The organism is Citrobacter sp. MNAZ 1397 (genome assembly GCF_023613995.1).
GTDB lineage: Bacteria > Pseudomonadota > Gammaproteobacteria > Enterobacterales > Enterobacteriaceae > Phytobacter > Phytobacter ursingii.
In genome coordinates, this window is sequence record NZ_JAKIVH010000004.1 from 232,426 (window position 1) to 249,711 (window position 17,286).

Annotated in this window: 13 protein-coding genes; 4 read left to right on the forward strand and 9 right to left on the reverse strand. The window is 56.2% G+C overall.

The features are described from left to right. Positions 1-383: 383 nt before the first annotated feature. Genes lsrG through lsrA form a run of 6 tightly spaced genes read right to left on the reverse strand, consistent with a single transcriptional unit; the run spans position 384 to position 6,103 of the window. Positions 384-677, reverse strand: a complete 294-nt coding sequence (lsrG, locus tag L2097_RS20635) for a (4S)-4-hydroxy-5-phosphonooxypentane-2,3-dione isomerase (protein ID WP_047373047.1) — start codon at positions 675-677, stop codon at positions 384-386. Further along, complete coding sequence (gene lsrF, locus L2097_RS20640) at positions 674-1,561, reverse strand: 3-hydroxy-5-phosphonooxypentane-2,4-dione thiolase (protein ID WP_047373046.1); 888 nt, start codon at positions 1,559-1,561, stop codon at positions 674-676. The genes lsrG and lsrF overlap by 4 nt, the downstream gene beginning before the upstream one ends. 12 nt (positions 1,562-1,573) lie before the next feature. Next, positions 1,574-2,587 carry an autoinducer 2 ABC transporter substrate-binding protein LsrB gene (lsrB, locus tag L2097_RS20645; protein WP_047373045.1) on the reverse strand — a complete coding sequence of 338 codons (1,014 nt, stop codon included), beginning with the start codon at positions 2,585-2,587 and terminating at the stop codon, positions 1,574-1,576. 1 nt (position 2,588) lies between these two features. Beyond that, positions 2,589-3,581: an autoinducer 2 ABC transporter permease LsrD gene (gene lsrD, locus L2097_RS20650; RefSeq protein WP_250353593.1), complete on the reverse strand. Its 993-nt coding sequence runs from the start codon at positions 3,579-3,581 to the stop codon at positions 2,589-2,591. Continuing rightward, a complete protein-coding gene (gene lsrC, locus L2097_RS20655) occupies positions 3,582-4,616 on the reverse strand; it encodes an autoinducer 2 ABC transporter permease LsrC (RefSeq protein WP_250353594.1) in 1,035 nt (344 codons plus the stop codon). It abuts the gene before it with no gap. Continuing rightward, positions 4,613-6,103: an autoinducer 2 ABC transporter ATP-binding protein LsrA gene (gene lsrA / locus L2097_RS20660; RefSeq protein ID WP_250353595.1), complete on the reverse strand. Its 1,491-nt coding sequence runs from the start codon at positions 6,101-6,103 to the stop codon at positions 4,613-4,615. The genes lsrC and lsrA overlap by 4 nt, the downstream gene beginning before the upstream one ends. A gap of 216 nt (positions 6,104-6,319) precedes the next feature. Here lsrA and lsrR point away from each other — a divergent pair, with 216 nt between their 5' ends. From lsrR to L2097_RS20675, 3 genes are all read left to right on the forward strand, one after another. Beyond that, complete coding sequence (gene lsrR, locus L2097_RS20665) at positions 6,320-7,291, forward strand: transcriptional regulator LsrR (RefSeq protein ID WP_047373041.1); 972 nt, start codon at positions 6,320-6,322, stop codon at positions 7,289-7,291. Positions 7,292-7,334: 43 nt separating this feature from the next. Next, positions 7,335-8,927 carry an autoinducer-2 kinase gene (gene lsrK, locus L2097_RS20670; RefSeq protein ID WP_250353596.1) on the forward strand — a complete coding sequence of 531 codons (1,593 nt, stop codon included), beginning with the start codon at positions 7,335-7,337 and terminating at the stop codon, positions 8,925-8,927. A gap of 966 nt (positions 8,928-9,893) precedes the next feature. Continuing rightward, positions 9,894-11,915, forward strand: a complete 2,022-nt coding sequence (locus tag L2097_RS20675) for an oxidoreductase (RefSeq protein WP_250353597.1) — start codon at positions 9,894-9,896, stop codon at positions 11,913-11,915. Positions 11,916-12,000: 85 nt separating this feature from the next. Here the strand turns inward: L2097_RS20675 and rlmG are convergent, their stop codons facing one another. Beyond that, positions 12,001-13,131: a 23S rRNA (guanine(1835)-N(2))-methyltransferase RlmG gene (gene rlmG / locus L2097_RS20680; protein ID WP_250353598.1), complete on the reverse strand. Its 1,131-nt coding sequence runs from the start codon at positions 13,129-13,131 to the stop codon at positions 12,001-12,003. Positions 13,132-13,200: 69 nt separating this feature from the next. Here rlmG and L2097_RS20685 point away from each other — a divergent pair, with 69 nt between their 5' ends. Further along, the gene (locus L2097_RS20685; protein WP_047373037.1) at positions 13,201-13,698 is read left to right on the forward strand and encodes a M48 metallopeptidase family protein; all 498 of its coding nucleotides are present in this window, start codon (positions 13,201-13,203) and stop codon (positions 13,696-13,698) included. 451 nt (positions 13,699-14,149) lie between these two features. On the opposite strand, the gene L2097_RS20690 is transcribed toward L2097_RS20685, so the two are convergent. Together L2097_RS20690 and L2097_RS20695 are read right to left on the reverse strand one after the other, a co-directional pair. Next, positions 14,150-15,334: an aminotransferase-like domain-containing protein gene (locus L2097_RS20690; RefSeq protein WP_047373036.1), complete on the reverse strand. Its 1,185-nt coding sequence runs from the start codon at positions 15,332-15,334 to the stop codon at positions 14,150-14,152. A 558-nt stretch (positions 15,335-15,892) separates the two neighbouring features. Next, positions 15,893-17,275, reverse strand: a complete 1,383-nt coding sequence (locus L2097_RS20695) for an amino acid permease (RefSeq protein WP_250353599.1) — start codon at positions 17,273-17,275, stop codon at positions 15,893-15,895. Between the last annotated feature and the right edge of the window lie 11 nt (positions 17,276-17,286).

Here is a 17,286-nt window from a genome sequence, read left to right on the forward strand (position 1 = left end):
GCTGAAAATCGATGAGGCGTTGACGGCTGACCGGGGCCGCCCGCAGGGACGCGGGCGGAGGGGATAGCCTGCAAGGACGCAGGCTGGTCCCCGACCCGACAGTCAGACGACATAAGCATCATGGACCGCGCCAGCGGCGATTTTCCTTGCCGGGAGCCTGGGTTGCAAGGGAGGCGGCGGCGAGCCTCCCTTGCACGTTCACGGGTTCTGGAGCAATAGAAAAGCAAGGAACATAAGGTGAACGGAATGACCACCAGAGCCGCATTTTCCCCCTCACCCTGGCCCTCTCCCTCAGGGAGAGGGGACTGTCCGTACTCGTATTATTTGTGGGGATCCCCCAGCCCTTTGGGTTGAAGGGAAACAATGCGCACCACACCAAACCGTTACTCCGGCATTAGCCCGACAAACGTCCGTTTTTTACGCGGCTCCGACATCAGATCCTCCAGTTTCTCCACGCAGGCCAGATAGTGTGGCGTCTCTTTGTGTGCCAGCACGGCGGCCTCATCCTTATAAGCCTCGTAGATAAAAAACCGCGTCTTCACTTTCGGATCCTGCAATACATCAAAACGCAGATTTCCCGGCTCCTTCACTGCCCCCTCGTGATTGGCGCGAAATACCTCAAGAAACTCATCAATCTTGTCCGGCTTGATGTTTATCTCCACCAGCGTCACATTCATTGTTGCTCTCCCTGTTTCTCTTCCTGCCAGAACTGATACGCCTCACGGGCGCTCATATTCTCGTGTACCACTTTTTTTACCGCTTTGAGCATGGCGAGCGGCGCGCTGGACTGGAAAATATTGCGCCCCATGTCCACGCCGGACGCCCCCTGGTCGATGGCGCGAAAACACATCTCTAATGCCTCCAGTTCAGGCAATTTCTTACCACCGGCAATCACAATCGGCACCGGGCAACTGGCGGTCACTTTCTCAAACCCCTCTTCGACAAAATAGGTTTTGACAAACTGCGCCCCCATCTCGGCGGCAATACGGCTGGCCAGTGAAAAATAGCGCGCATCCCGCGCCATCTCTTTACCGACGCCGGTGACCGCAAGCGTAGGCACACCGTACCGGTTCCCGGCATCCACCAGTTTAATGATGTTATTGATCGACTGGTGCTCATGTTCGCTGCCGATATAGACCTGGGCCGCCACCGCACAGACGTTGAGGCGCAGGGCATCCTCCATTGCCACCGCCACGCACTCGTTCGACAACTCGGTCAGAATGGAGTTACCGCCTGACGCTCTCAGCACCACCGGTTTGTTCGTGGCGGGCGGCACCTGGCTTCGCAACACCCCACGGGTACACATCAGCACATCCGTTTCGCCAAACAACGGCGCAATGGATAAATCAATGCGCTCAAGCCCGGTGGTCGGCCCCTGAAAGTAGCCGTGGTCAAAGGCCAGCATCACCGTGCGGTTGCTTTTGGGGTTAAAAATCCGTGAGAGCCGCGACTGCATTCCCCAGTCCAGCGCCCCACAGCCTTTGAGCGTAAACGGCACATTCTTTTGCGGCCGGTCGAGGCCAAAATCTTTGCCATCTTTAATGTCATCTAAATCCGCCATCGTTTCCTCCCGTCAGAAGTCGTATTTACCAATGTTCTCTTTGGTGAACACCACGCGTTCCGGCAGCAGCACGATCCCGTTGCCTTTCGCTTCATACTGATAGCCCTGCACGCTGTTTGGCTCGACTTTAAGCGTGCCGATATCTTTCACGTCGACGCTGTCGCCAACGTTAAGATCGCCTTTTTTCAGCAGATGTTCGGCGACATTCACCGAAATTTTCCCTTGTTGCACCACATCCCACAGGCCAAAGGCTTTCACCGTGCCGCGCTCCACATACGGGCGCATGACGTTCGGCGTACTAAAGCCCACAATCGCCACCCCTTCCCGTTTCAGGTTTTCCGCCGCCTGCGCTGCCGCCGGCAGGGCATTGGCATCCGGTGCGATGATCGCGTCCAGATCCGGATACGCTTTTAAAATCCCCTCGGCGGTTTGCAGGGATTTGGTCGCATCGTTATAGCCAAACTGCGTGGTGACGATTTGCCACTGGGGATGATCTTTCTCGATTTTGGCTTTCGCCTCTTTCACCCACTGGTTCTGGTCGGTGACGGTGGGGCTGGAATAGAAGAACGCCACTTTGGCATTCGGTTTGGTCACCTGCTTGCCCGCCATATCCACCAGCAGGCCACCCAGTTGCTCCGGCGTACCCTGATTGATGTAGATGCTGCGGCACTCAGGCTTGGTATCAGAATCCCAGGTCAACACTTTCACACCGCGCTGCATCGCGCGTTTCAGCGCCGGGCATAACCCGTCCGGCGAAACGGCGGAGACAATAATGGCTTTGTAACCCTGGTTGACGAAGTTGTTGATGAGCTGAACCTGGCCTGACACGCTCGGTTCGGTCGGGCCGTCATAGGTCACATCCACCCCCAGGTCTTTGCCCGCCTCTTTCGCGCCGTTGCCGCCGCTGGTAAAGAAGCCCACCCCAACCAGTTTGGGAATAAAAGCGATACGGTCTGCCGCCTGCGCCGCCATGACGCTACCCGCCAGCGCCAGCGCGCTCAGTTGCACTATCAGTTTTGTCTTCATCTCATGCTCCGATTGTTTTTCGCGAGAGAACCCGACGCCAGGTCATGCGCACCCATTCCCGGTGCAGACTCAGCGAACGCCCCATCACCACCACCACCAACAGCGCCCCTGACAACGCGCTCGACACCTGGTTGGGGATGCCGACCATCTGTAAACCCTGCTGTAGATACCCCACCAGCAACGCCGCCAGCGCAGTACCCAGCACCGAACCTGAACCGCCATAAATATTGGCGCCGCCCAGTACTGCGGCGGTGAGTGCAGGCATCAGCAAATCGCGCCCCAAATCGGAACGCGCTGAACCGAAATAAGAGACCAGCACCACGGCGGCAATGGCCGATGCCACTCCGACCAGCCCGTACAGTGCGTAAGGCATACCGTTGACCGACAGCGCCGCATAGCGTGCCGCGCGCGGGTTCTGCCCCAGGAGAAAGAGATGGCGGCCAAAACGCGCCCGGTGCGTAATCAGCCAGAAAAACAGGGTTACTACCGCAAACAGCACCAGCGGTACGGGTAGGCCCAGCAAGGTGAGATTGGCAAAGGCGGTAAAACTGTCCGGGAAACCGCTGATGCCTTCATAGCCCGTCGCGCCTGCCATGCCGGAAAGCAGCAGCGCGCCGCCGCCATAGAGGTAAAGCGTGCCGAGTGTGATAACCAACGGGCTGATGCCGGTGTAGTGAATCAGCGCTGCGTTGACCAGCCCGCACAGCAACCCCAACAGCAGGGTCAGCATAATGGCGATGCTCATCGGCCAGCCCGCCTGCATCATCACCCCCAGCGCAATGGCGCACAGACCGATGGTCGAGCCAAGCGAGATATCAATGCCGCCGCTGATGATCACCAGCGTCAACGGCAGGGCCACAATGCCGATGCAGATAAAGTCGCTGGTGCTGAACAGCAGCATATTGACGTCCAGCATCCGCGGGTTCAGCGCGCCAAAGAGCAGAATCTCCAGCACCAGTAACAGCAGCAGCGCAAATTCCCAGTTGAGCTTCATTTACGCCACCTCTTTGTTTTTACGTTTGGGAAAGGGGGCCACGTTTTTGCCCCCTTTATTACCGGGCATAAAGCGGCTGTATTTCAGTTGCCGTTGATGGCGGGCCAGCGCCTGGCGTAAACGTCCATCCAGCACCAGCACACCGAGCAATACCAGACCGGCGATAAAGTCATTCCACCAGGCCGGGAGCTTAAAGAGCACCAGCACAGTGTCGATTTGGGTGAGGAAAAAGGCGCCCAGGAAAGCACCAATAAGCGTCCCCGTCCCGCCGAGCAACGAAATACCGCCGAGCACACAGGCGGCGATGGCTTTCATCTCCAGCCCGCTGCCGGTCTGGTTCGGCACAAAGCCAATCTGCGAGGCAAAGACAATCCCGGCGCAGGCCGCCAGTACGCCGTTCAGAGTGAAGGCCAGCATCCGCGTGCGATTTACCGCCACGCCGAGCTGTCGCGCGGCCGCGAGGTTATCCCCCACCGCATAGAAGTCGCGGCCAAATGCCGTACGGGCGAGGATCCAGGTTCCCACGCCCAGCACCAGCAACACCAGCCAGCCCAGCGGCGATACCCCGACAGCCCCCGCCGCAGAGAGGGATTTCAGGCTGGCGGGTAACCCTTCGATCCATTTGCCGCCCGTCCATAGCAGCATCGCACCGCGATACAGCCCGAGCGTACCCAGCGTCGCCACGATTGCCGGAATTTTCAGCCCCACCACCAGCACGCCGTTAAACGCCCCGGCCAACGCGCCAATCGCCAGCGAGAAAAGCATGGCGACGGGCAGGCTATAACCGCTGTTCAGCGCGACCCCAACGGCAATGGCGCACAGCCCCACCGTGGAGCCGACCGACACGTCGATGTTGCGGGTCAGCATCACCAGGGTCGCGCCGAGCGCCAGCAGCATCAGGATCTGGCTACTGGCGAAAATCATCCCCACCGTTTGCAGACTAAAAAAGGAAGGATTCAGCGCCACCAGCACCACAAACAGCGCCAGGATAGCCAGAAACGCGCTGAGCTCACGATTTTTCAGTAACGTTTTCATGGCTGTCCTCCGCCGAAAGCCAGTGTCATCATGCGATCCACACTCACCGCGTGACGCGGCAGTTCCCCGCTAAGTCGCCCCTGGTGCATCACCAGCACCCTGTCGGCCAGCCCCGGGAACTCATCCAGATCGCTGGAGATCATCAGCACCGCCACGTTTTGTGCCGCCACGCTTTTGATCAACTGATAGATATCCGCCCGCGCCGCTACATCCACGCCGCGCGTCGGCTCATCGACAATCAGCAACAGCGGGTTAGCCTCCATGCAGCGCGCCAGCAATACTTTTTGCTGATTCCCGCCGGAGAGGGTGCGGACAATCTGATCCGCATGATTCAGCTTGATACCCAGCGCCCGGTGATAACGCTCCACCACCGCCGCTTCACGTTTGCGCTGCTGCCAGAGCGAGGGTTCATTGAGGGCGACCGTGTTCCAGCGTACCGGGGCATCCAGGAACAAGCCCGAGACCTGACGGTCCTCCGGCAGATAGACCAGCCCCCGCGCCAGGCGAGCGCGGGTAGAATCGCCATTGATTTCACGATTCTCCAGCCAGATGCGTCCGGCACGCACCGGGCGCAGGCCGTAAAGGGTTTCGGCAAATTCAGTACGCCCGGAGCCGACCAGCCCTGCCAGACCGACGATCTCCCCGGCGTGGATTTCAAGGCTGAGATCGATAAACCCTTCCCCCGTCAGCGCATCTACCCGCAGCACGGGGAAATCCTGCGGCTGAGTACGACGATTACCCGGCAGCGCCAGCCACAATTTTTGCGTATCGCTTAAGCTTTTTTCGCGGCTCGCGGGCGTCATGGCGGTAATCAGGGCGTTGTCATCGAGACTGGCGATTTCACCGCTCAGCACCACCGCCCCGTCGCGCATTACCGAGACATGGCTTGCCAGGGCGCGGATTTCCGGCAATTTATGGGAGATAAAAACAATGCCGACGCCCAGCTCTTGCAGGGCACGGATCTGGCGAAACAGCCGTTCGGTTTCACCGGGCGTAAGAGAAGCGGTGGGCTCATCGAGGATCAGGATCTTCGCGTCGCGCATCAGGCCACGTAAGATCTCCACCATTTGCTGGTCGGCGACTTCCAGCGTACTGGCGGCCGCCTGCAGGTTAAGCTGACAGTTAAGCTGCTGCAGTTTTTCTGTCAGCTGCGCGTCGTGTTGCGCGCTGCGCGGCAGACGAAACAGGATATTTTCCCGCACGCTCAGGTTGGGAAACAGCATCGGTTCCTGCGGGACCAGATAGATACCAAGCTGATGCGCCTGATTCGGCTTAAGGCGCGCAAACGCCTTGCCGCAAACGAAAAGTTCACCGCTGTCTGGCGTTTCCACCCCGGCGATAATTTTCATTAGCGTCGATTTTCCCGCGCCATTCCCCCCCATCAGCGCATGGACCTGGCCTGAATATAGCGTGAAATCAATACCTTTCAGGACCGTTACGCCTGAAAATTGTTTATTGATGCCTCGCGCTTCAATCAGTGGATTCATTGCAGCCCCGCTATTGAACAAATGATTTTTTATTTAAATAATGTTCAAAAGCGTAGACGGTGAACTATATTTACAACCGTGCAATGATCACACTTTTATGTATTTGGATCTCTCTATTCCAACAGCGACATCAAAAGATCCGTTTTGCCAGGCGGCTCACACTTTCACCCCAGGCAAGCACGAACATATGATCTAAATTTTTATAAGAGTTCAGATATGAGCGAAAAAAGAACATCAGAAGAAGGACGCTTTGCAGGTCTGGCGCTGGCAGAAGAAGAACTGGTGGCCCGTGTGGCCTGGTGTTACTACCACGACGGCCTGACGCAGAACGATATCGGAGAGCGCCTGGGTTTACCGCGCCTCAAAATTTCTCGCCTGCTGGAGAAGGGGCGCCAGTCCGGGGTGATCCGCGTACAGATTAACTCCCGCTATGAAGGATGCCTGGCGCTGGAAACGGAGCTGCAGCGCCAGTTTGGCTTACGTCTGACCCGCGTGCTGCCTGCATTGAATACCCCGCCAATGAGCGTGCGGCTCGGGATTGGCGCAGCGCAGTCGTTGATGGGGGTACTGGAGCCAGGCCAGCTTCTGGCGGTGGGATTTGGCGAAACCATGATGAGTTGTCTGCAGCATCTGAGCGGGTTTATCAGTTCGCAGCAAATTCGTCTGGTGACGTTATCCGGCGGCGTCGGCCCCTATATGACCGGGATTGGTCAACTCGATGCCGCCTGTAGCGTCAGCATGATCCCCGCCCCACTGCGCGTATCGTCGCCGGAGGTGGCAGAGATCCTGAAACGGGAATCGAGCGTACGGGATGTGATCCTCGCCGCCACCGCCGCCGACGTTGCCGTGGTGGGCATTGGGTCAGTAAACCAGAAACGCGATGCCACGATCCTGCGCTCGGGCTATATCAGCGAAGGTGAACAGTTGATGTTTGCGCGCAAAGGCGCTGTCGGCGACATCCTGGGTTTCTTTTTACAGGCCGATGGTAAACGGGTCGAAGGGCTGGAGATTCACAGGGAATTACTTGGCGTCACCCTGGATGAGCTGGCGCAATTGCCGACCATCATCGGTGCCGCCGGAGGTGTGGAAAAAGCAGACGCGATTTATGCCGCACTCAAAGGTCGCCGTATCAATGGCCTGGTGACGGAAGAAACAACAGCACGCGCGGTTCTGGCGCTGGCGCAATAACGCGCCGCTTGCCGCGCTGCGCTGATAACAGCGAGGCAAGCCCATGAGTTACCTTTTAGCGTTAGATGCAGGGACCGGCAGCATACGTGCAGTGATCTTCGATTTAACCGGCAGACAGGTCGCCGTCGGCCAGGCGGAATGGAAACACCTGAGCGTGGAAAACGTGCCGGGCTCAATGGAATTCGATCTCGCGACCAACTGGAAACTCGCCTGCCAGTGCATTCGCCAGGCGCTGGAGCGCGCGGGTCTTTCCGGTGCGGATATCAAGTCCATCGCCTGCTGTTCCATGCGCGAAGGCATCGTGCTGTACGACCAGTACGGTGACGCCATCTGGGCCTGCGCTAACGTCGACGCCCGCGCCAGCCGGGAAGTCGCCGAACTCAAAGAGATCCACAATGATCAGTTTGAATCCGAAGTCTATGACGTCTCCGGACAGACGCTGGCCCTGAGCGCCATGCCACGCCTGCTGTGGCTGGCGCACCATCGCCCGGATATCTATCGCAACGCGGCCACGATCACCATGATCAGCGACTGGCTGGCGGCGCGCCTTTCCGGCTGGCTGGCGGTCGATCCCTCCAACGCTGGCACGACCGGCATGCTCGATCTGTTTACCCGTGACTGGCGGCCGTCCCTGTTGGATATGGCCGGACTGCGCGCCGATATTCTCTCGCCGGTCAAAGAGACCGGTAGCGTGCTGGGTGAAGTGACCAAAGAGGCGGCGCAGGAGAGCGGTCTACGCGAGGGCACCCCTGTCATTATGGGCGGCGGCGACGTGCAACTGGGTTGTCTTGGGCTCGGGGTGGTCCGCCCCGGGCAGACGGCGGTGCTGGGCGGGACATTCTGGCAACAGGTGGTCAACTTGCCACAGGTGCGAACCGACCCGGAGATGAATATTCGCGTGAATCCGCATGTGATCCCAGGCATGGCACAGGCGGAGTCGATCAGTTTCTTTACCGGCTTAACCATGCGCTGGTTCCGCGACGCCTTCTGCGCGGAAGAAAAGTTGATTGCCGAACGCATGGGCATGGACACATATAGCCTGCTGGAAGAGATGGCTGCTCGCGTCCCGGCGGGCTCCCACGGCGTGATGCCGATCTTTTCCGATGCGATGCATTTCAAGCAGTGGTACCACGCGGCGCCGTCGTTTATTAACCTCTCCATCGACCCGGAAAAATGCAATAAAGCAACGTTATTCCGCGCGCTGGAAGAGAATGCCGCCATTGTCTCAGCCTGTAATCTGGCGCAGATTTCCCGTTTTTCCGGGGTGAAATTCGACAGTCTGGTGTTTGCCGGCGGCGGTTCAAAAGGGGCGCTGTGGAGCCAGATTTTAAGTGATGTCACTGGCTTACCCGTGCGCGTGCCGGAGGTTAAAGAGGCGACCGCGTTGGGTTGCGCCATTGCCGCAGGTGTCGGGGCAGGTCTGTACGACGATATGGCGGCGACCGGTGAGCGGCTGGTGAAATGGAGCCGGGAGTTCACGCCGAACCCGCAGCACCGTGAGCTGTATGACGAGATGATGCAGAAATGGCAGGCTGTGTATGCCGATCAGCTCGGCCTGGTGGACAGCGGACTGACAACGTCCATGTGGCAGGCTCCGGGGCTGGTACGTTCACCCTCACCCCGGCCTTCTGCCTGAGGGTCCTGGCAGCAATCCCGGATGCGGCGTAAACGCCTTATCCGGGCTACGGGAGAGGCCCCGAGGAATCCCAGTCATATTACGTTTTACAGCGATGACACCGCTTAATAAGAATAAAACAGTGACAGCAATGACAGGGTCCGGCTGAAAATCGATGAGGCGTTGACGGCTGACCGGGGCCGCCCGCAGGGATGCGGGCGGAGGGGATAGCCTGCAAGGACGCAGGCTGGTCCCCGACCCGAAAGTCAGACGACATAAGCCTCATGGACCGCGCCAGCGGCGATTTTCGTGGCCGGGAGCCCGGGTCGCCAGGGTGGTGGCGGTGAGCCACCCTGGCACGTTCACGGGTTCTGTCGTTATAGAAAAGCACAGAACATAAGGTGAACGGAATGACCATCAGAGCCGCATTTTCCCCCTCACCCTGGCCCTCTCCCACGGGGAGAGGGGACCGATCATCGTGCTCGCATTTTTTGTGGGGTTCCCTCTCCCCGTGGGCTGAGGAATCCCGGTCATATTACGTTTTACAGCGATGAGACCGCGTCATCAGAATAAAACCGTTACCGCGATGACAGGGTCCGGCTGAAAATCGATGAGGCGTTGACGGCTGACCGGGGCCGCCCGCAGGGACGCGGGCGGAGGGGATAGCCTGCAAGGATGCAGGCTGGTCCCCGACCCGACAGTCAGACGACATAAGACGAATGGACCGCGCCAGCGGCGATTTTCCTGGCCGGGAGCCCGGGTCGCCAGGGTGGTGGCGGTGAGCCACCCTGGCACGTTCACGGGTTCTGTCGCGACAGAAAAGCAAAGAACATAAGGTGAACGGAATGACCACCAGAGCCGCATTTTCCCCCGCACCAATCTTTGAATCCCATCACAATCGCCACATTCCCCTTTTCCCTTTTCTCCGGTAAACGCTAAATTACAACTCATCCGACCACATAACAAAAAATTAACACTGGAAGCGATATGAGCCACTACCCATCGTTGTTTGCACCCCTGGAGCTGGGTTTTACCACGTTAAAGAACCGCGTCTTAATGGGGTCAATGCACACCGGCCTGGAAGAGCGCCCCGATGGCGCGGACAGGCTGGCGGCCTTCTATGCCGAACGCGCGCGTCATGGTGTGGCGCTGATTGTCACCGGCGGCGTAGCGCCGGCGCTCTCGGGGGTAACCATGCAGGGCGGCGCGGTGCTTAATGATGAAAATCAGCTTCCTCATCACCGCCTGATAACCGATGCCGTGCATCAGGAAGGGGGCAAAATCGCCCTGCAAATTTTGCATACCGGGCGTTACAGCTATCAGCCGAATCTGGTGGCACCGTCCGCCATTCAGGCACCGATTAACCGCTTTACTCCGCACGAGTTGACCCACGACGAGATCCTCGCCCTGATTGACGACTTCGCCCGCTGCGCGCATCTGGCACAGCAGGCAGGCTATGATGGCGTCGAAGTGATGGGCTCAGAAGGCTATCTGATTAACGAGTTTCTTGCCGCGCGGACCAACCAGCGGAAAGACGAATGGGGCGGCGATTACGCCCGGCGGATGCGCTTCGCCGTGGAAGTGGTCAGGGCGGTGCGTGAGCGGGTTGGCCGGGAGTTTATTATTATCTATCGCCTGTCGATGCTCGACCTGGTGGAAGGTGGCGGCGTGTTCGCGGAAACTGTGCAACTGGCGAAGGCCATTGAAGCGGCGGGCGCGACTCTCATCAATACCGGTATCGGCTGGCATGAAGCCCGTGTCCCGACCATTGCCACCCCGGTGCCGCGCGCGGCATTCAGTTGGGTCACCCGCAAGCTGAAAGGTAAAGTCGGCATCCCGCTGGTAACCACCAACCGCATTAACGATCCGCAGGTAGCCGACGATATTCTCTCCCGGGGCGATGCTGATATGGTGTCCATGGCACGCCCGTTCCTTGCCGATGCCGAGATCCTCTCCAAAGCGCAAAACGGCCGGACCGATGAGATCAACACCTGCATCGGCTGCAACCAGGCCTGCCTCGATCAGATTTTCGTGGGCAAAGTGACCTCTTGCCTGGTCAACCCGCGGGCCTGCCACGAAACAAAAATGCCGCTCACGCCTGCCCCCCGCCAAAAAACGCTGGCCGTGATTGGCGCCGGTCCTGCCGGACTGGCCTTTGCCGTCAACGCCGCAGCGCGTGGTCATCGCGTGACGCTGTTTGATGCGGCCGCCGAGATTGGCGGTCAGTTCAATATCGCCAAACAGATCCCCGGCAAAGAGGAGTTTTACGAAACCCTGCGCTACTACCGCAAAATGATCGACATTACCGGCGTGACGCTGCGGCTCAATCAGTTTGTGCAGCCCACCATGCTGGACGCCTTTGATGAGGTGATCCTCGCCAGCGGCATTGTGCCGCGCACGCCGGAGATCGAGGGGATCGCCCATCCGAAGGTGCTGAGCTACCTTGACGTTTTACGCGATAAAGTGCCGGTCGGCGAGAAGGTGGCCATTGTCGGCTGTGGGGGAATTGGTTTTGATACCGCGATGTATCTCAGCCAGCCGGGCGAGTCCACCAGCCTGAATATCGCGGAATTTTGCGTGGAATGGGGGATCGATACCAGCCTCGACCAGGTGGGCGGCCTGCGCCCGGAAGGGCCACAGTTTCCGAAAAGCCCGCGTAAGATTGTGATGCTCCAGCGGAAAGCCAGCAAACCGGGTGAAGGTTTGGGTAAAACCACCGGCTGGATCCACCGGGCTACCCTGCTGTCGCGCGGGGTGAAAATGATCCCGTCAGTCAGCTATCAGAAGATCGACGATGAGGGTCTGCATGTGTTGATCGGCGGCGAACCGCAATTGCTGGCGGTGGACAATGTGATCCTCTGTGCGGGTCAGGAGCCGCGACGCGAGCTGGCGGATCCGCTACGGGCAGCGGGAAAAACGGTGCATTTGATTGGCGGCTGTGATGTGGCAATGGAGCTTGATGCTCGCCGGGCGATTGCGCAGGGCACCACGCTGGCGCTGACGATCTGAGGTTTTGCGATGTTCCCGGATGCGCTGCGCTTATCCGGGCTACAATTTTGTAGCCCCGCTTAGCGAAGCGCATCCAGGAGGAAAATCAGCGCTGTTTGCGCAATTTCACTGCTTTTAGCACCACGAACTTACCGTTAGACGCCACGTTGCTGCAGTTGCTAAAAATCTTCTTAAGCTTACGGAAGTAATCGAGATGACGGTTGCCGACCACGATTAATTCGCCGCCGTATTTCAGGCTACGGCGCGCATCGTGGAACATCTGCCAGGCAATATGATCGGTGATGGCGCTTTGCTGATGGAACGGCGGGTTGCACAACACCACATCAAAACGGTCCGGCTCAATACCTGACAGCCCGTTATTGACCATAAACTCGCTGCGTGCCAGCGCATCCGGCATATTGCGTTCCACATTCAGGCGGCTGGAGGCGACGGCCATGTGGGATTCATCGGTAAACAGCACGCGCGCCTGCGGGTTCTGCGCCAGCAGTTGCAGACCAATCACGCCGTTACCACAGCCAAGATCGACCATCTCCCCTTCCACATTTTCCGGCAAATGCTTGAGGAAAAGACGCGCGCCAATGTCCAGCCCGCTGCGCGAAAAGACATTCGCATGGTTATGGATGGTCCAGTCCGTTCCCTCTAATTGCCAGTCATAGGTCTGCGGCGCATCGGCCACGGCCGGGGCAGTAAAGGTACAGTAGATCAGGCGTGCTTTCTTCCACGCCAGCGATGTCGTGGTCGGCCCGAGGTATTTTTCAAACAACGCCATAGTGGAGTTGTGAATATCGCGCGCTTTGGCTCCGGCGATAATCTGCGTTTGCGGGGTCACGACGCGACGCAACGCGCAAAGCTGCTGCTCCAGCAGCGCCAGTTGTTTGGGTACTTTAATCAGCACGCGGGCGGGGGCAGCCGGCAATTCGCTCAGGCTGTCCAGGAAAGTCACCGCATCTTCGTCCATTCCGTTCAGACGCAGGTTATGGCGCGTAGCCTGCTCCGCGATAAATGAGTCATTGACGCTGACAGGACGATACTCCGCCAGGGCACAGGCCAACGCGCCGAAGCTATCGTTAAAGATGAGCGTCGTGCCTTCGGTCTCATTTACCTGATTTAACAGATATTCATCTGCCGCGTCCCACGCCTGTAACGATGCTTCTTCAGCATTAGGTGGGAAACGCTCTAATGCAAATGACTGTCCAATTAACTCAACCTGGCCCATCGACCCTCCGGGATGCTAGAATTCGCGCGTTTTATCGCTTAATTATCCGGAGTTGTAAACCCCTTAAACATGACAACACTCACTTATTTGCAGGGTTACCCCGAAACACTGCTGACGCAGGTACAAACGCTGATTACGCAAAACCGACTGGGCGAGGTTTTACGCAAGCGCTACCCCGATACGCACGACATCACGACCGATAAAGCGCTCTATGTTTATACGCAGGATTTTAAAAATCAGTTTTTGCGTAACGCGCCGCAAATCAACAAAGTCGCTTATGACAGCAAAATCCACGTTCTGAAAAACGCATTAGGGCTGCATACCGCCGTGTCGCGCGTGCAGGGGGGTAAACTTAAAGCAAAAGCCGAAATCCGCGTCGCTACCGTTTTTCGCCAGGCGCCGGAAGCCTTTCTGCGGATGATTGTGGTGCACGAACTGGCACACCTGAAAGAGAAAGAACACAACAAAGCGTTCTATCAATTATGTTGCCACATGGAACCTCAGTACCATCAGCTGGAATTTGATATGCGTTTGTGGCTTTTATGTAAAGACGAAGGGTGGCTTTAAGATGAGATTAAATAAACCATCAACAACTAATAAATAATTCCAGTGATTTATTCAACATTTATTAATATGCGATCCCAGTCACTAATCGTGCAATGAATTTATCTTTAAAGACCCACATAAAATATGCGTAACTAACGGTAATATAAGTGCTTATTTAGAAATAACCTGCATTTTCACCCGCCAGAACGCAAGCAGATACCCCCCCGGAACGTTATTTATTTTGATTTTGAATCATATGATTCAACATTTGAATTTGACGCAGAGGCACAATAAAATCATTATGCAGAAATACTTTTACAGCTTGTTGTAGAAGTATTCTCGAAGCATTTAGATGATTGGTTTAATACATATTCGCACTCAGGCACATGAATCATTTGTCAGTGGATATGGACATAAACCCTTTACTCACCATGTATCCCTTGTGGGATACATGGTTTTTTTATGTCTGAACTTATTCAAGAGAGGCTTTAAGGCGGGCAACGGCTTTTCTCAGGTTTTCATCTGCCACTGACACGTAAGACATACGCAACGTCGACGCATCCGGGTTATCCGCATAGAAGAACTCGCCCGGCACATAGACCACGCCGTTTGCCAGCGTCTTTTTCAGCCAGTCAGTGGTGTTCTTTTGATACTTAAATTTAGCCCACAGGAACATCCCGCCCTGCGGACGGTGGAAGGTCAAATGCTCGCCTAACTCGCGTTCAATCTCTTCACATAACACCTGACATTTATCTTTATAAGAGGCACGGATAATTTTTAACTGATCTGGCAGGCGCCCCGTCTGCAAATAGTGATAAGCCAGCGACTGCGAGAGTGAACTGGTATGCAAATCCGTGGCCTGTTTCAGGGTCACAATCTGTTTCTTAATCCACTCCGGCGCGACAACCCAACCCACGCGCGCACCCGGTGCCAGGATTTTAGAGAACGTCGAGGTGTAAATAACGTTTTCGCTGTTATCGATCTCTTTCGCCCATGCGGTTAATGGCTTGAACAGTTTGTCAGTGAAATTAATTTCGCTATAAGGATCATCTTCGATAATGACAAAGTTATAGCGTTTGGACAGTTCAACCAGCTTTTTGCGACGCTCATCAGAAAGTGTGACTCCGCCAGGATTGCCGAAGGTCGGCACAATATAAACGGCTTTGATGGTGGTGGTTTTAACCAGCTCTTCCAGCTCATCAACCTTCATGCCTTCACCGTCTGTGCCCACAGACGCAAGCTGCGCTTCCGCCAGATGGAAGACCTGCAATGCGGCCAGGTAGGTGGGTCTTTCCACAACAATGACATCACCCGGGTTAATCAGTACGCGGGCGAGCATATCCAGAGACTGCTGAGAACCCGAGGTAATCACGACGTCGTCAGGGTGGCAGGTAATCAGACGCTGTTTCAGAAGCTGGCAGATCGCCTCACGCAAATCCGGGCTGCCTTCGCTCAGACCGTATTGAAAAGCATCTTTCCAGGAAACAGATAACACTTTATCCATCGCCATCTGGAGCCCTTCGCGATCGAAGAGATCGGGGTTAGGAATGCCCCCGCCAAGAGAGATAACCCCTTCCATTTTGCTGTGTTTTAATAATTCGCGGATGGCAGATGACTGCACGTTTTTGACTTTCTCGGAGATTCTCTCGTCTGACATTACCTTAACCTTTGTTTTGCCGTTCGTTCTTATTATGGTGCGATAGTTTTCATGCTAAGCAATTCCGTTATACAGCAATAAAAACAGGTCGTAAACGGAGCCGCTTCGCCCCTGACTTTATTTATATTCTGCCAGTATTTTTATCTTTTTTGGTTTAATACTCTATACATGACGAGAAATATTAATTAAATAGATATCTATGACCGGTGAGTATCCGGAATTTCCTCTGATCATCGTGCGATGATTTTAAAACAATGCAGACGGCTCATCTGCGATCAACCATCCAGCCAGCATTATCATGTGAATTGCGTTCCGTCTCGTGTGAGAGCTGACTGACTGTATTTATACACAGCTAATGCACACATCAGGTCGAGGCAAATGAAAAGAGAAAGATACTGCCTTTCTGTTGCGGTTTTTATCCTGCTCGGAAGAGGCAATCAGACAGGTATGTTCAGACGCACGGGCACAGGGTGGATAGAGGGTTATTCCAAATACGGCTGGTGACGCTTCTCACCCTATTTTCGTCTCATCGCCGGAGCATTGCTCCGGCGTGATGGTTTAGCCCTGATTTACTTCCGCTATCAGAACGGCGGCGGCGCGTTTTTTCTTCCACATATAGCCCGCCCCCAGCACCAGCAGCCATGCCGGGATCAGACATACGGAGATGCGGATCCCCGGCGTCATAAACATCACCACCAGAATCGCCGCCAGAAACAGCAGACAAATAACGTTAGTCAGCGGGTAACCCAGGCTTTGAAAGGCGGTGGTTTTCCCGGCTTTCTGCATGGCGAGACGGAATTTCAGGTGGGTGATACAGATCATCGCCCAGTTGATCACCAATGCGGCAACCACTAATGCCATCAGCAATTCAAAGGCCTTACCCGGCATCACATAGTTGATCAGTACACACAGCGCCGTAGCCACAGCGGAAACGCCCAGCGCGGTCAGCGGGATCCCCCGGCGGTTTACCTTAAGCAGCGAACGCGGGGCGTTACCCTGCTGCGCCAGGCCAAACAGCATGCGGCTATTGCAGTAAACACAGCTGTTATAAACCGACAGCGCGGCGGAGAGCACCACCAGATTGAGGGCGTTGGCGACGATATTGCTGTCCAGTGCATGGAAGATCAGCACGAACGGGCTGCCGCCTTCCACCACGTTTTTCCACGGGTAGAGCGACAGTAAAACGGCCAGCGATCCCACGTAAAACAGCAGAATACGGTAAATAACCTGATTCGTGGCTTTGGGAATGCTTTTTTGCGGATCGTCGGCTTCTGCTGCGGTGATCCCCACCAGCTCCAGGCCGCCAAAGGAGAACATGATCACCGCCATTGCCATAACCAGACCACTGATGCCGTTCGGGAAGAATCCGCCATCCTGCCATAGATTCGCCACCGATGCGTCCGGACCACCGTTGCCGCTAAACAGCAGATAACCGCCAAAAACAATCATACTGATGATGGCAGCGACTTTAATAATGGAGAACCAGAACTCCATCTCGCCGTACACTTTGACGTTCGTCAGGTTGATAGCGTTGATCGCCACAAAGAAAATGGCCGCCGACACCCACGTTGGCACGTCCGGCCACCAGTACTGAATATAAATCCCAACCGCCGTCAGCTCTGCCATACTCACCAGCACATACAGCACCCAGTAATTCCAGCCGGACATAAACCCGGCAAAAGGTCCCCAGTAGCGATTGGCAAAATGGCTGAAAGACCCCGCCACCGGCTCCTCTACCACCATTTCGCCGAGCTGGCGCATGATGAAAAAAGCAATCAGTCCGGCAATCGCATACCCCAATAGTACGGACGGCCCGGCCATGCGAATCGTCTGTGCAATGCCCAAAAACAGCCCGGTGCCTACGGCCCCACCAAGCGCAATCAACTGGATGTGGCGGTTTTTTAACCCGCGTTTTAATTCGTTATCGTGTTGTGCTGCCATCTCTGACCTCT

Bases quoted from the DNA above. Each gene is read 5' to 3' on its own strand.
- L2097_RS20685 (WP_047373037.1), top strand. From the start codon at position 13,201: ATGACAACACTCACTTATTTGCAGGGTTACCCCGAAACACTGCTGACG.
- L2097_RS20695 (WP_250353599.1), bottom strand. From the start codon at position 17,275: ATGGCAGCACAACACGATAACGAATTAAAACGCGGGTTAAAAAACCGC.
- lsrK (WP_250353596.1), top strand. From the start codon at position 7,335: ATGAGTTACCTTTTAGCGTTAGATGCAGGGACCGGCAGCATACGTGCA.
- L2097_RS20675 (WP_250353597.1), top strand. From the start codon at position 9,894: ATGAGCCACTACCCATCGTTGTTTGCACCCCTGGAGCTGGGTTTTACC.
- lsrD (WP_250353593.1), bottom strand. From the start codon at position 3,581: ATGAAGCTCAACTGGGAATTTGCGCTGCTGCTGTTACTGGTGCTGGAG.
- lsrA (WP_250353595.1), bottom strand. From the start codon at position 6,103: ATGAATCCACTGATTGAAGCGCGAGGCATCAATAAACAATTTTCAGGC.
- L2097_RS20690 (WP_047373036.1), bottom strand. From the start codon at position 15,334: ATGTCAGACGAGAGAATCTCCGAGAAAGTCAAAAACGTGCAGTCATCT.
- lsrG (WP_047373047.1), bottom strand. From the start codon at position 677: ATGAATGTGACGCTGGTGGAGATAAACATCAAGCCGGACAAGATTGAT.
- lsrF (WP_047373046.1), bottom strand. From the start codon at position 1,561: ATGGCGGATTTAGATGACATTAAAGATGGCAAAGATTTTGGCCTCGAC.
- lsrR (WP_047373041.1), top strand. From the start codon at position 6,320: ATGAGCGAAAAAAGAACATCAGAAGAAGGACGCTTTGCAGGTCTGGCG.
- lsrB (WP_047373045.1), bottom strand. From the start codon at position 2,587: ATGAAGACAAAACTGATAGTGCAACTGAGCGCGCTGGCGCTGGCGGGT.
- rlmG (WP_250353598.1), bottom strand. From the start codon at position 13,131: ATGGGCCAGGTTGAGTTAATTGGACAGTCATTTGCATTAGAGCGTTTC.
- lsrC (WP_250353594.1), bottom strand. From the start codon at position 4,616: ATGAAAACGTTACTGAAAAATCGTGAGCTCAGCGCGTTTCTGGCTATC.